The 14,545-nt window shown below is 66.7% G+C and carries 11 protein-coding genes; 10 read left to right on the plus strand and 1 reads right to left on the minus strand.

Going from position 1 to position 14,545, the window contains the following annotated elements:
• The first annotated feature begins 5 nt into the window (after window positions 1–5).
• Entirely contained in the window at window positions 6–2,042 is a 2,037-nt protein-coding gene (locus tag HKW67_RS22400) for a tetratricopeptide repeat protein (RefSeq protein WP_230981115.1), read from the plus strand.
• A gap of 98 nt (window positions 2,043–2,140) precedes the next feature.
• Entirely contained in the window at window positions 2,141–3,127 is a 987-nt protein-coding gene (locus HKW67_RS03475) for a deoxyhypusine synthase family protein (protein ID WP_171224070.1), read from the plus strand.
• Window positions 3,128–3,462: 335 nt separating this feature from the next.
• Here the strand turns inward: HKW67_RS03475 and HKW67_RS03480 are convergent, their stop codons facing one another.
• Window positions 3,463–4,347, minus strand: coding sequence for a LysM peptidoglycan-binding domain-containing protein (locus tag HKW67_RS03480; protein WP_171224071.1), 885 nt, complete (start codon window positions 4,345–4,347; stop codon window positions 3,463–3,465).
• Between the two features lie 93 nt (window positions 4,348–4,440).
• Here HKW67_RS03480 and HKW67_RS03485 point away from each other — a divergent pair, with 93 nt between their 5' ends.
• The 8 genes from HKW67_RS03485 (at window position 4,441) to HKW67_RS03520 (ending at window position 14,540) form a co-directional block, all read left to right on the plus strand.
• The gene (locus HKW67_RS03485) at window positions 4,441–5,469 is read left to right on the plus strand and encodes a LacI family DNA-binding transcriptional regulator (RefSeq protein WP_171224072.1); all 1,029 of its coding nucleotides are present in this window, start codon (window positions 4,441–4,443) and stop codon (window positions 5,467–5,469) included.
• Window positions 5,466–6,536 carry a 3-oxoacyl-ACP synthase III family protein gene (locus tag HKW67_RS03490; RefSeq protein WP_171224073.1) on the plus strand — a complete coding sequence of 357 codons (1,071 nt, stop codon included), beginning with the start codon at window positions 5,466–5,468 and terminating at the stop codon, window positions 6,534–6,536. Before HKW67_RS03485 ends, HKW67_RS03490 begins: the two co-directional genes overlap by 4 nt.
• Window positions 6,537–6,542: 6 nt before the next feature.
• Entirely contained in the window at window positions 6,543–8,279 is a 1,737-nt protein-coding gene (locus tag HKW67_RS03495; RefSeq protein ID WP_171224074.1) for an AMP-dependent synthetase/ligase, read from the plus strand.
• A gap of 187 nt (window positions 8,280–8,466) precedes the next feature.
• On the plus strand, window positions 8,467–10,992 hold the full coding sequence (locus HKW67_RS03500; protein WP_171224075.1) for a TonB-dependent receptor: 2,526 nt from the start codon (window positions 8,467–8,469) through the stop codon (window positions 10,990–10,992).
• A gap of 87 nt (window positions 10,993–11,079) precedes the next feature.
• A complete protein-coding gene (locus HKW67_RS03505) occupies window positions 11,080–12,024 on the plus strand; it encodes an extracellular catalytic domain type 1 short-chain-length polyhydroxyalkanoate depolymerase (protein WP_171224076.1) in 945 nt (314 codons plus the stop codon).
• A 16-nt stretch (window positions 12,025–12,040) separates the two neighbouring features.
• On the plus strand, window positions 12,041–13,570 hold the full coding sequence (locus HKW67_RS03510; protein WP_171224077.1) for a class I adenylate-forming enzyme family protein: 1,530 nt from the start codon (window positions 12,041–12,043) through the stop codon (window positions 13,568–13,570).
• An 8-nt stretch (window positions 13,571–13,578) separates the two neighbouring features.
• Window positions 13,579–14,190, plus strand: a complete 612-nt coding sequence (locus HKW67_RS03515) for a hypothetical protein (protein WP_171224078.1) — start codon at window positions 13,579–13,581, stop codon at window positions 14,188–14,190.
• A 38-nt stretch (window positions 14,191–14,228) separates the two neighbouring features.
• Window positions 14,229–14,540: a hypothetical protein gene (locus HKW67_RS03520; RefSeq protein ID WP_171224079.1), complete on the plus strand. Its 312-nt coding sequence runs from the start codon at window positions 14,229–14,231 to the stop codon at window positions 14,538–14,540.
• Window positions 14,541–14,545: the final 5 nt, after the last annotated feature.

The raw sequence follows: 14,545 nt of genomic DNA on the forward strand, positions 1-14,545 counted from the left end.
TTCCCATGCCCCCGGATATCCCCGGCGTAGGCGCGACACCGCGCCTGCTGCCGTCGTCGCCGATCGGCCCGGCGGTCTCGCCAGGGACCGTGCCCCCCGGGCCCATAGGCCCGGTCACACCGTCGACGGCGGTCGTTCCGGTGGTCCCCACCGGTGCCCGCAGCGCATCCGCGATGCCGTCGCCGCTGGGGCGCAGTGGGCTCGACCTGTTCGACATCCTCGACACGACCGACGTGCTTGTGGAGCGCAGCGTCGTGGCGCCAGTCGCGCTCGATGTCGGACTCGAGACGGCTCGCGGCGCATTGTTGCGTGGCCTCGCCGCCGAGTCGCTCGCAACGCTGGACGGTGTCTGGGAGCGCGCCCAGCTTACGGAAGAGGGTTGGTATCTCCGCAGTGGCGCGCTGACCGTGCTGGGTCTTCCCGGGGAAGCAGAGCGCGTGTCCACGGAGGCGCTCCAGCTCAAGCCGTCGTCGATCGCGCTGCGCTTCGTCCAATCGCTGGCGCGACTCGCCGCCGGGGACGTTCCCGGAGCCCGTAGTGCGATCGCGGCCGCTATCGACCAGCAGACCACGCATCCGGTGCTGCTCATGCAGCAGGTGATCGTGCTCGCGCGCCAGGGGAACCGCGCGGAGTCTGAGCGGCTGCTCCAGCAGGTGATGCGCGTGTTTCCCGAACATCCCGCGATCGAGTTCGCCCGAAGCGCGCTACGCGCGATTGCGGCGGATCACACGAGGAGCGCGTCCCGCAGCGCCTTCGGTGGGCGGGTCGACGAACCGTCGCCCTTCACCACTGGCGACCACGAGGTGTTCGAGGCCTTCGGCGCCGTGTCGCGCGGTGTCGAACGAGAGCTCGAGGTCCCCGGCGAACCCTTGTGGCGAGGCGCGGCGGACGAGGTAACGGCTGATGCACCGCAGCGGGGCACGAGAGACACAGACGATCGCACGATCGACGGTGCCGCGGACGACGTCGCGTCCGGCAATGTCGCCGAGCGTGCCTTGGCGCGTCTGGGTGCGCGTTTCGCCGCGCTGTCGGTCACGGATGCCGTGCGCGAGGGTCGCGTCTTGATTCGCGCGTTCAGTGCGGGCGGCTCCATGGCGGGGACATGCACTCCCGAGCAGGCGCATGCCGCGCGTGGCATCCTTACGGCCATCGTCTTTGCGCTCAACAACGCGGGTGGCGGTACGAGGGCAACCGATGGTGCGTCGCCTCTGGACGTGCTGATTTCGCAGTGGCTCCCGTTGATGCAAGCCGAGCGCTTTGGCGATGCGGCCCGTGTGTTGCGCCGGCTCGGCGCGAGCATACCTGATGTGCAACGGCGTCTGCTGTCGGCCTGTTCGCAAATGAAACCGGAGTCGACCGCGCGCGACGACCGTGAGCCGTCAGTTCGGACCTTCGGCACGGGTGAGTACGAGGCGCTGGTGCAGGGTGAGCCCGTGAAGGGGCCGCTGATTCCGGTTCGGCTTGGGCTCGCCTTGCTCGAGGAGCGTTCCTCGGAGCACGCGCCGGATCGGTTGGCGGAACGGCCGCGTGACGCGGGGCGACGTCCTTCGGGCGAGAGCGATCGGGCGGTGTGGAGCCGCACGCCGAACTCGACGCGAGCGACGGACCCGATCTGGGGTGCCCGAAGCGATGAGCCGGCGCGTGCGCTCAGTGGTTGGATCGAGCATCCTCGTGCGCTGACGATGGGCACGACGATGGGTACGACAACGCCGAGTCGCGTGACCCCGAACGGGCTCGCGATAGGGGCGGTGGACGCCGACGGGCGCGGCTGGGGGGCCGCCATGTCGGCCGCCTCGCTGCAACCGCGGCCGCGCGACGAGGGGGCCAGCATGCGGATCGCGGCGCTCCTGTGTGTGATCATCGCGGCCGGCGCGGGGATGTCGGGCGCCGGCACGGTCGCGGTGGCCTTCGGGATCGGCGCGGCGTGGCTCGGGCTCCGTCGGAGCGGGCGGTCGCATGCACGCGAGGATGCGCTCCCCGACGCGCGTCGGGCGGTACGACGGGATCGGGCAGGGGACCGCGATACGACTGGGGCCGATTAGATTCCCCTCGGCGTTACCGGCCCCCGGTCGGCGACGCCCCATTGGCCGCGCCCGCGCGCCGTCGTCGCTGTCCCATTCCGAACAGAGTCGTTCATCTCATGGCCCAGTCCACGTCCGCGCCCGTCACGGCGTTTCTCCGTCATCACTACCGTCATTTCAACGCGGCCGCGCTCATCGACGCCGCCGATGGCTATGTGCGCCATCTCGAAGCGGGCAACAAGATGATGATCACGCTGGCCGGCGCGATGAGCACGGCGGAACTCGGACTCTCGCTGGCCGAGATGATCCGGCAGGACAAGGTCCACGCGATCACCTGCACCGGCGCGAATCTCGAAGAGGACATTTACAACCTCGTCGCACACGATCACTACGCGCGCGTGCCGAACTATCGCGACCTCACGCCGCAGGACGAGCAGGCGTTGCTGGAGAAGCATTTCAATCGCGTGACCGACACCTGCATTCCCGAAGCGGAAGCAATCCGTCGGATCGAGAAGGCGATTCTGGACGAGTGGACCGCGGCCGACCAGGCGGGCGAGAGCTACTTCCCGCACGAGTTCATGTACCGGATTCTCCTCAGCGGTAAGCTCGAGGAGTTCTATCAGATCGATCCGAAGAATTCCTGGATGCTGGCCGCCGCGCAGAAGAACCTGCCGATCATCGTGCCGGGCTGGGAAGACTCGACCACCGGCAACATCTTCGCGTCGCACGTGATCGACGGCAACATCAAGAATGTGCATACGGTGAAGGGCGGCATTCAGTACATGATGTATCTCGCCGATCACTACACCGAAGTCACGAAGAATTCGTCGATGGGCTTCTTCCAGATCGGCGGCGGCATTGCCGGCGACTTCCCGATCTGCGTCGTGCCGATGCTGCATCAGGACCTGCAGCGCACGGAAGTGCCGCTGTGGGGCTACTTCTGTCAGATCAGCGACTCGACCACGTCGTACGGTTCGTACTCGGGCGCCGTGCCGAACGAGAAGATCACGTGGGGCAAGCTCGGCATCGAGACGCCCAAGTACATCATCGAAAGCGATGCGTCTATTGTGGCACCGCTGGTGTTTGCGATCGTGCTCGGTCAGTAGCCGCACCGTATTTGGTGGTGGTACGCGTGGCCAGCGTCCGGTACAACGGGATGCTGGCCACGTGGCTATTCAGTACGCACCCTCTCTGCGGCCTCCGCGCGCTCGGCGACTCTGCGTGATCACTTACCGCCGTGCGGCGGCTGTGCTCCGCAGAACAGCTCATGCGGAGGCGCCGAGTGCGCAGAGAGCGCAGAGGGGGTGCACATGCCGTCGTTCTCCTTTTCTCATTTGTCCTGTGTGATCGGCTCAGCGATGCTGGACCCTCTGCGGCCTCCGCGTTCTCTGCGCCTCGGCGTGATCAGTTCCCGCAGTGTCGAGGCTGGCCCGGCGCGGTGCTACGGTAGCGTGTCCACGTCAACTTTCGGCACGCGTAACCGCTGCCCCACTTTGATCTCGTCCGTCGATAACTGATTCAGCTGGCGCAGCACATCGGGTGAGGTGCGAAAGCGTCGGGCGAGTCCGGTCAGTGTCTCGCCCCGCTGCACGACGTAGCGCACGTAGAGCGCTGCCGGCGGGGCCGGGGCGCGCGTGGTCGCGCTGAGAGCCTCTTCGTCGCGGGTGACGGATCGGCGCGCGGCGGCACTCGCCTGCGACACGCGCAGCGCTGCGGTCCACGACGCATCATCGACGACGAAGTCGACCTGTGCGGCAGGGGTCCGCAGCACCAGGCCACGGCCATAGCCGCGAAAGAGGGTGCGCGGCTCGAGGGTGAATGCCGCGTCGAACGGGTAGCTCTCCACCAACAGTTCGGTCGGACCGTCTTCGCGTGGACGCAGCAGCGGTGTGGGCGGTGCACCTACATACAGCAGTCGCCGGTTGGTGGCGACCACCACACCGAACGACTCGCGCCACATGTCGGTCCAGCGGCGTTGTGACGCGAAGGCCCGTGCGACCACGCGCTCGTCGGGGCCCAACTGCGACAACACCTCCTGCTGGGCGGCCTCGCGTGCCGTGCGGCGGGCGCCAATCGGCGGCACAATCGCCGCGGCGGCCACGAGCGCTGCCGTGCCAAGCAGGGCGGTACTGCTGGTGAGTGCCACCAGCAGCCGGACCCACGGACTGCGCTGCCGACGGGCAGGTGGCGCCGCCGCACCGGACCGCAGCCAGCCCGCCCGCCGAGACGGGGGCGACACCTGCGCGGGCTCGGCGGACACGGTCGCATCGAGCTCTGCCATTGGGGGGGCTTTGGCCGGACTTGCGGACGGGTCGTGAATAGCCATTCGCTGAAAATACCCACGGGGGCCCCCTGAACGCGGCGATAAATGTCAGAAAGGGTCTTGCCAATACGTATTTGCAGCACATTTTGCATCGCGATGGCTCTCCCTCCTTCTGGGCGCCGCGTCACGATCCATGACGTCGCCGCCCGCGCCGGTGTCTCTCAACCCACCGCGTCGCTCGTCCTTTCGAACCACCCGCGCGCCCGCGTGGCGCCCGCGACCAGGCAGCGCGTCCTCGACGCCGCCGCCGAGCTCGGCTATAGGCCGAACGTGGTCGCCAAGTCGCTGGCCAGCCGCCGCTCCTTTGCGTTGGGGGTCATCGTGCCCGATGTGCGGAACCCGTTCGTCGCCGACGTGATCACCGGGGCCGAGCGCGTGGCCGCGGACGCAGGCTATGCCGTGCTGCTGTGCGATCAGTCGGCGCGCGACGTCCGGCAGCACCTCGATGTCCTGCGGGCGCGCCAGATCGACGGTGTGCTGCTCGACGCCGTCGGTGCCAGCACCCTCCCCGACGAGGCGCTCGCCGGCGTGAACGTCGTACTCATCGACGAGCCATCGGAGCGGTGGCCAGGCATCGCGACCGATGCCGTCATGGCTGGACGTCTGGCCGCCGACCACCTGCTCGAACTCGGACACACCGAGATGGCGTTCATCGGCCCGGCCTCCGATGTCCACGCCTTCCGCATGCGCGAGCGCGGATTCGTCGTGCGCTTGCGCGAAGCTGGCATCGCGATGCGCTCGGCGCGGCTCCGTCGTGCCCCCGCCACGGTGGCCGGCGGCCGCGACGCCATGCGGTTGCTCCTGGCCACCGGACCTCGACCGACCGCGGTGTTCTGCGCGAACGATCTGATGGCCATCGGTGCACTCAAGCAGGCACTCACCGTGGGACTGTCCTTGCCCGCTGATCTCTCCGTCGTCGGCTGCGATGATATCGAACTGGCGCGCTACGTGACTCCCGAACTCACGACGATATCCGTCCCCGCCCGCGAGCTTGGCGCACGCGCGGCCCGTCTGCTGCTGCAGCTCATTGAGCAATCCACGCAGCGCGTTTCGGCCAGCCGCCTGTTGCCCGTGCGACTCGTCACCCGTGGAAGCTCCGGACGCGCGCCGGCGGCGGTCGCGTGAGCCAGGCGACCACATCGAGCACGTTCGCTCGCGGTCGCGAAGCAACGATCATCGGCACCGGCAGCGCCGTTCCGTCGCGCATCGTGACCAACGAAGAACTGTCGGCGCAACTTGGCGAGGACATCGACCCATTCGTGCGGGGAACGCTCGGTATCACGCAGCGGCACTGGTGCGCACCCGATGAAAGCACCGCCGATCTGGCCGAAGCGGCGGGACGTGCGGCGCTTGTCGCCGCGGGAATCTCGCCGGAGCAGATCGACCTGCTGATCGTCGCCACCGACACGCCGGAGTATGTGTCACCGGCCACGTCGTCGGTGGTGCACGGACGTCTGGGGCTCACGAACGCCGGCACGTTCGACCTGAATGCGGGGTGCGCCGGATTCGTGACCGCCCTCGACACGGCGTGGAAGTATATCCGCGCCGACGAGCGGTATTCGCGCATTCTGGTGATCGGCGCGTACGCGATGTCGAAGTATCTGAATCCGCGCGACAAGAAGACGCTCACGATCTTCGCCGATGGCGCCGGTGCCGCCGTGGTCGAAGCCGGACCAGTGGCTGGCGTGCTGTCGTCGGAGCTCTTCGCCGATGGGCGCTACTGTCATGGCATGGGCGTGTTCGCGGGGGGCACGCACACGCCGATCACGCACGCCGTCCTCGACGAGAATGTGCAGCAGTACCTGCGCTTCGTGCAGAAGTATCCCGCGTCCGTGAACGAGGAGGGATGGCCGCGCATCGTGAAATCAGTGCTCGCGCGGGCTGGTCACACGCCGGATGACGTCGATCTCTGGCTCTGGACGCAGGTCAACCGATCCACCATCGACATCGTCATGCAGGGGCTGGGGCAGCCGATGGAGCGCGCGCACACCATCATGCACAAGTGGGGCTACACTGGCTCGGCGTGCCTGCCGATGGCGCTCGATGACGCCGTGCGGAGCGGTCGGCTCCATGACGGCGACCTGATGGTGCTCACGGGTTCAGGCGCCGGTCTCGCGATGGGCTCGGTCGCGATGCGCTGGCGTCCCGCCGCCGCCGTGGCTCCGTCGCCGTCTCCCCTGCCACCGGCGTAAAGCAGCATGGCGACTGCTTCCACCGATACGGTGGCCATCATGGCCGAGACGCCGCTGGCGTTGCGCTTCCTGGCGCGCTGCGACCGGTTTCCCGACTCGGTCGCGTATGCGGTGTATCCCACGGGGGCGCGCACGCCGAGTCGGGTGCTGACCTGGGGCGAGTGGCGCGATGCATCGCTGGCCTGTGCGGCGCGCCTCCTCGCTGCGGGCATCGAGCCCGGTGACCGGGTGGCGATTCTGGCGGGCAATCGACTACTGTGGCCGGTCGTAGACGTCGCGTTGCAGTTGGTGCGCGCGGTCGGTGTCGGCCTCTATCCAACCAGTGCGCCGGCGCAGATTGTGGCGCTGCTGCAAGACAGCGGCGCGCGTCTGCTGTTTACCGACAGCGTCGCGCACGTCGCGGAGATCCGGGCGGCCAGCGATCCAGCCGTGGCGGGTATTGCCATCGTCGTCGATGCCGCGCGCGACGGTGAGGTCGTGCCCTTCACGGCGTGGTGCGACGAGGGCGCACGATTGCTCCGCGATAGGGGTGCGACGACGAAGCTCGAGGCGCGCATCGCCTCTCTCGTGCCAGATGATGTGGCGGCGCTGATCTACACCTCGGGCTCGACCGGAGAACCGAAGGGCGCCTGCATTTCGCACCGATATCTGGCGGCATCTGCGGCGTCGATCGCGGAGGTGCTCCGCATCGACGGTGATGATCGCTCGGTCTCGTTTCTGCCGTACTCGCACGCGGCCGAGCGTATCTTCGGGCAGTGCACGCGTATGCTTTCGGGGATGTCGGCGGCCTTGGTGGAAGATCCGACGGACGTGTTTCGTGTGTGCGAGCATTTCCAACCCACGGTGTTCGGCGGGTTGCCGCGGCTCTTCGAACGCCTGTACGAGGCCACCGAGATCGCGCGCGCGACCGGCAGCGATCCCCGCGACGCCATCTCGTCGCGCATCGGCCCCGATGTACGCTTGGCGACGTCCGGAGGGGCGGCGCTACCGCAGCGCGTCGCGGAGACGCTCGATGCCTTGGGTCTGCCAATACTTGGCGCGTACGGACAGACCGAGCACCTGTGCATCGCCATGAACCGCGTCGACGCGATCCGGTTCGATACGGTCGGCACACCGATGCCGGGAACGACGGTCCGCATTGCCGATGACGGCGAACTGCTGGTGCTGCGGAGCGCGCTCACATTCAGTGGATACTGGAACAAACCCGACGACACGCGAGCGGCGTTCACGGACGACGGGCTCTGGTTACGAACTGGCGATCAGGCTGCACTCGAAGCCGATGGTGCGCTGCGCATCACGGGCCGCGTGAAGGAGCTCATCGCGCTCTCGACCGGTCGCAAGATCGCGCCGTTGCCCATTGAAGCCGCGCTGACCGACTCACCGTTTGTCGCGCATGCGGTCTGTCATGGGGAAGGTCGGAAGTTTCCGGTGGCGCTGCTGGCGCTCCGTCGCGACATGGTCACCGCGTGGGCCACGGCGCAGCAGCTCTCGCTCCCGTGGTCCGAGCTGACGCGGCACGCGGCGCTGCACGCCCTCGTGCAGGAGCAGGTCGATCGCGTGAACGCGGCGCTGGCGCGCACCGACCGCATTCAGTCGTTCGCGATCACCGATGCCGAGTTCTCGGTGGCGGGCGGTGAGCTGACGCCGACGCTCAAACTGGTGCGCCGTGTGATCGACACGCGCTTCGCTCCAGTATTCGACGCGTTGTACGCGGCCGCCGCGCGGCCCACGGGGGACGCCTGATGATCACGGATCTGGTACTGCTCTTCGACGGCGTAGCCGTCGTGCTCGTTCCGCTGGAGGGGTGATGTCACCACCCGGCAAGCCTCCACCCCTCTTACCCGGACGATTTCCGATGTCCCGCAGTTCCCTCTCCCTCCGCACCGTTCTGGTGCACCTCCCTCGTTGTTCCCCTCCTGGAGGAGTACGTATGTCGTCTTTCGTTCACCCGGTCGTCCCGTATGGGCGTACGCTCCGGCACGTGCTCGTGGCCCTGTCGGTCCTGGCGGCGCCCGCCGTCGCGGCGGCGCAGTCCGGCAGCATCTCCGGTCTCGTCTCCGACAGCGCGAAGGCGCCGCTGCCCGGCGCGCAGGTTACCGTGGTCGGTACCCGTTTCTCGAGCACGTCAGGTATGGACGGCCGCTATCGTGTGGTCGGCGTGCCGGCCGGCACGTATTCGTTGCGGGTGCAGCGCATCGGCGCACTGGCTCGCACCTTCGACAACATCACCGTCGCGGCCGACCGTGACACCAAGCTCGACATCACGCTCGCTGCCTCGGCGCTGCAACTGGGAGGCTATGTCGTGTCGGCCTCGCGTCGCGTGGAAAAGATTACCGATGCGCCGGCCACCGTCACGCGTATCGATGCCGATCAACTGCGCAACACGGTCGGCAACTCGTTCACGTCAGTGCTGAAGGACGTGAAGGGCGTCGACTTCTTCCAGACGGGCGTCGCTGCGGCGGGCATCAATGCCCGCGGCTTCAATAGCGCCTTCAACAACCGCATGCTGCAGATGGAAGACAACCGCGTCGCGGTGCTTCCGGAAAACGGCTTGCCGGTGGGCGTGTTCACGACCATCCCGAAGATCGACATCGCGGGCGTGGAAGTGCTGATCGGCCCCGGCGCGGCGCTTTACGGCCCCGACGCATCGAACGGTGTCGTCACGCTGCTCAGCAAGGACCCGAAGCAGTACAAGGGACTCACGGTCGAGACGTCGATGGGCAGCAATGGCGGCTCGGTGTCGAAGACCTTCGAGAAGGATCCGGGACATGTGAGCTTCTCGGATCTGCAGGTCCGTTACGCCAACGTGTACGGCAAGGTCGGCTTCAAGGTCACTGGTGAAGCGCTGTATGCCAACGACTGGCAGAACACCAACAACTATGCGCCGGTCGCACCGCGCACAACGGCGTCGCCGGAAATCAATCCCGACTGGACCACCAGCTATCGCCGCGCGAGCGGAGCCCTGGTGTACTACTTCGATCAGGGTGGACGTCTCGAGTACCAGGCGGGCGCCAGCAACAGCAACGGCATTGGCGTGACCAGCGCGGGTCGGAACCAGCTCAAGAACTGGGGCTACTGGAATCAGCAGGTGCGCTACACCTCCGATCACTGGTTCGCACAGGCCTACGCCACGCGCTCCACGTCGGGGCAGACCTTCGCGCTGAACGGCTTCTCCACGAATCGTCTGGCGGCACGTTTCAACGGCATCAGCGACGACTCCGTGCGTCGCGCCTCGGCGTTCCCGGCCGATGGGCACATCTACGCCGGTGAAATCCAGTACAACACGACGGTGCCGAAGCTGTTCAACACGCGCATCGTGGCCGGTTCGCAGGTGCGTCGTGACGTGGTCAGCTCGAAGGAGGTGTGGCTCACGGACGCACTGACCAAGGAAGACATCCAGCTGAACCAGGTGGGCGTGTACGCGCAGACGGAGACGCCGGTGAACCAGTACGCGAAGCTCGTGTTCGGCGCGCGCTACGACAATCCGGAGTTCTACGATCCGCAGTTCAGCCCGAAGGCGGCGCTGCTGCTCTCGCCGAACGAGAACAGCACCTTCCGCCTCACGTTCAATCGCGCGTTCAAGTCGCCGTCGATTCTGCAGACGAGCTTCTACTTCCGTGATTTCAGCCCGAGTGTCGGGGTGTTCGGTAACAAGGACGGTACGACGATCAAGGACGCGGCAGGCACCACGCTTCGCACCTTTGCGCCGGTCGTCCCCGAGGTGAACAACACGATCGAACTTGGCTACAAGGGCGTGATCAAGGACCGCCTGTATATCGACGTGGCCGGTTACGTGGCGCGCTACAAGTCGTTCCTCAGCCCGCTGGTCGTCGTCGCCAATCCGTTCGCAGGCACATTCGCGTACAACACCGCGACGAACAAGAAGTACACCAATGCGGCCGGTGCCGAACAGATCGCGCTCACGTACTACAACCTCGGTGAAGCCACGCTGACGGGCATCGATGCCGGCTGGCGCTTCGTGGTGAACAGTAAAGTGAATACGACCGGTACGTTCAGCGTGCTCAAGCTCGACTCGATCATCCAGAAGACCGGTGACCCGGCGGAAGCGACGTCGCTGAATAGCCCGACGATGAAGGCGACCGTCGGCATGGATGGCAAGGACGGCCCGTTCCAGACCTTCGGCGGATTCACGATGCGCTTCGTGAAGGACTACAAGTTTCTCTCAGGCGTACACAACGGTCGCATTCCGGGCCTGCTGAATCTCGACATCAACATGGGCAAGCGCCTCACGCCGAACATGGTGCTGAACGTGTCGGTGCAGAATCTCTTCACCTGCACGAGCGGCGTGACGACGGCGCCGGGATTTCTGCGAGCGGATCAGGTCGCACCCTACCAGCGTGGATGGGGATGTGGCTTGGGCCGTAAGCACATCGAACTGCTCAACATGCCGGCCCTTGGCTCGATGACGTTCATCGGCCTCCGGTTCGACCGCTAAGACGTGAATCCCTGGCGTTCCCTAGCCTTGGCCGCGTGCGTGGGGACGACCGTCGTCCCCACGCCGCGCGTCCACGCGGAGAGACACATGATCGATGAGTCCAGTGCGCTGGCACCGCTCGCGAGCGGCGTGGTGTCGGGGGAGTATGATGGTCCCGAAGGTCGTCGACCATGGCGCCTTTTTGTGCCGGCGGGCGATGCCACGACGCCGCGGGCGATGCTGGTCATGCTGCACGGTTGCACGCAGGATGCGGCGGACATCGCACGCGGGACGCGGTTCGATGAAGAAGCGCAGGCGGGCAACTTCCTCGTGTTGTACCCTGAGCAGACCGTCGCCGGCAATCCGCGACGCTGCTGGAATTGGTTCGACGCGGCGCACCAGTCACGCGGCGGTGGTGAGCCGGCGATTCTCGCGGCCATGATCGCGAAAGTCGGAGTGACGTACCACGTCGATCCTCAGCGCGTGCATCTGGCCGGTGTGTCGGCGGGTGCCGGCATGGCCGGACTGCTGGCCGTGGCGTATCCCGAACGATTTGCTTCGCTCACGTCGGCGTCGGGGATCGGCTGGCGTGCCGCCAGCGACGTATCGGCGGCGATCTCGGTCATGCAGAAGGGGGCGGGCGACGCGCTGCCATCGGGCGTGGCGATGCGCGCGGCAATGGGTGCCAACGCCTGGGCTCTGCCGGTGCTCGTGATACACGGAGGCAAGGATGCGGTGGTCAGCGTGCGCAACGCGGACGAGACGGCGCGACAGTTCACTGCGCTGCACGACGTCGTGCACGGCGAGGCAGGGCAGGCGCCCTTGGTCGCCTCCGAGATTCCGGCGCGCGTCGAGCAGGGCTATACCGTGCATGAGCGACGCTGGGCCGATGCTGGAGGGCGTCCCGCCGTCACGCTCCTGCGTGTCGATGAACTCGGGCATGCATGGTCGGGTGGCTCGCACACCGGTACTTTCACGGATAGTGCTGGACCAAACGCGAGTCACCTGATCGCGACCTTCATGGCGCAGCATGCGCGTCCAGCCGCTCGCTAGGCCTCTTCTCGACCCGATGACGTATCCGCAGCTGCCCGATCTCTTCGATCCCATCGCCTGGTGGTCCATGGTGGATGGCACGCGAACGGCCATCATCGACTCGGCCTCCGGGAGTCGCTACAGCTACCGTGATGTCGATCGCGATGCTGATCGTTGGCACACGGTGCTGGCGCGCCAGGGCGTGCAGGCCGGCGACCGAGTGGGGATTCTCGCGCAGAATCGGTACGACTTCGTGCCGCTCTTCTTCGGCTGTATCCGGCTCGGCGCGATTCTGGTGCCGCTCAACTGGCGACTGTCGGCCGTCGAGCTGGCCCGCGTCATCACCGATGCTGACCCGGCGTTGATCTTCGGCGAATCGGCATCGCGCGCGCTGCTCGAAGAGGCGTGCGCGCATCTCGACGGCACCCCGATGCCGCGCGTGCTCGACCTGGATCACGATCTGCCGGCCATGCAGCGCGCGGCGAGCGACGACGTCACGCCAACGTCGCCCGCGCGCGGGCACGATGACACCACGATGCTGCTGTATACGTCGGGGAGCACCGGTGTCCCCAAAGGCGTGATGCTGCCGCATCGTCAGCTGCTGTGGAACGCCATGGCGACGACTATCGGGTGGAGACTGGGTTCCGATGATGTCGGACCGGCAGCCACACCGTTCTTCCACACGGGAGGATGGCACGTGTTCACGACCACCCTGCTGTCGCGCGGCGGCACGATCGTGCTGATGGGTGCCTTCGAGCCCACGGAGTACCTCGATGCGCTCGATCGGTTCGGGGTCACGGTCACGTTCGGGGTCCCCACACAGTTCGCGATGATGCGCGATTGCACGAACTGGGGCCGACCATTGCCGAAGTTGCGATGGTTCTTCTCAGGTGGTGCGCCCTGCCCACCGGGTATCAAGGATATGGTGCGCGCCGCGGGGTACGGCTTTCGCGAGGGGTATGGACTCACCGAGTGCGGACCGAACTGTTTCGCCACCAACGATCGCACCGCGCTCGAAAAGGATGGTTCGACCGGCTGGCCGATTCCGTTCCTGCAAATGCGGCTGCGTGCCGACGACGGTTCACTCGTCGGCAATGACGAAATCGGCGAGCTCGAGTTGCGCGGTCCGCAGATGTTCAGCGGCTACTTCCGTGCGCCTGAGAAGACCGCGGACGCCATGACGGCCGACGGCTGGCTGCGCACCGGCGATCTGGCGAGTCGCGATGCCGAGGGTGTGCATCGCATCCGGGGACGTCGCAAGGAAATGTTCATCTCCGGCGGCGAGAACGTGTTCCCCGGCGAAGTGGAAGCCGCGCTGCTGGATTGTCCCGGCGTGCTTGAAGCGACGGTGATCGGCGTGCCCGATGCGCGCTGGGGGGAGGTGGGATGCGCACTCATCGTGCGGCGCGATCCGGCGCTCGACGAGGGCAAGGTGACTGCCGAAGCGCGGCTGCGACTGGCTGGCTACAAGGTGCCCAAGCGCGTGGTGTTCGTCGAGGCAATCCCGCGGCTCGGCTCTGGAAAGATCGACCGACGGGCCACGGCGGCGCTCATTCCCGATGCCTGAGAATCCCGATGCCTAGTCCGTCGGCGAGAGCGAAAGGCTCGGCCGTTCAGAGCACGCTGGCGTTCCTGGCCGCTGCCGCTGGCGACGAGATGCCGACTGCGCTCATGACCGAACTCGACGCCGATACCAAGGCCGTTGTCGCCGGCGTTTCGCCGACGCACGAGGTCCCATACGACGTGCTCGTGACGCTGTGGCGCGCGGCCGACCGCTGGATCCTCGCGCATCGTCCGGATTTGCGGGACTGGGCGGAGCAGGCGGGCGAAGCGTCGATCGGCTCACTCGGCGTGCAGCTGTACGGTGGCATTCTCCGGAAGCCGACGCCGCGCGAGTTTCTCACGCAGAGCATTTCGCTTTTCCAGCTGTACTACCAGCCCGGCGACATGGATGTCGTCGAAGATGTGCCGGGTCGGGTCGTGCTTCGGCTCGTGGGCTTCGATCCGGTGACGACCATCTTCTGTCGACGCCAGACTGGCGGTTTACGCAAGGCCGTCGCCCTGGCTGGTGGCGAGGGCGCCCGGGTGCGACATGTGCGGTGCTGCATTGAAGGGGATGCCTTCTGCGAGTGGGAACTCTCGTGGCACGTCGAGCACTCCACCGCTGGCGCACGGAGCGCGACCTAGCGAGCATTGGAGATGCTTCTGCCGGTCCGAACGGCTCCATGACGCGCCCTGAGCGCGCACCCGCCCCCAAGCGCGCAAAAGGCGCACGCACGTCGGCGTCTGCTGCCGCCGAGGCCAAGGCCGCGACGGCGCCGCCGCAGCTCGACTTGTTTCCGGTACGTCCAGTCGTCGACGTGCTCGATCCGCGGTCCGTCGTCGGGGCGCAGACCGGCGTCGAGCATCTGGTGCGCGTGCGTCTGCGCCCCAATGATGCGCCGCACCTGATCTTCCATGACCGGCACGGCTGGTACTGCGAGTCGCACGGACCCTCGTGTCACACCGTACAACTCGCCCGCGACGAGATCAAATGACGGAT

Origin of the sequence: Gemmatimonas groenlandica, assembly GCF_013004105.1 — a bacterium.
Lineage (GTDB): Bacteria > Gemmatimonadota > Gemmatimonadetes > Gemmatimonadales > Gemmatimonadaceae > Gemmatimonas > Gemmatimonas groenlandica.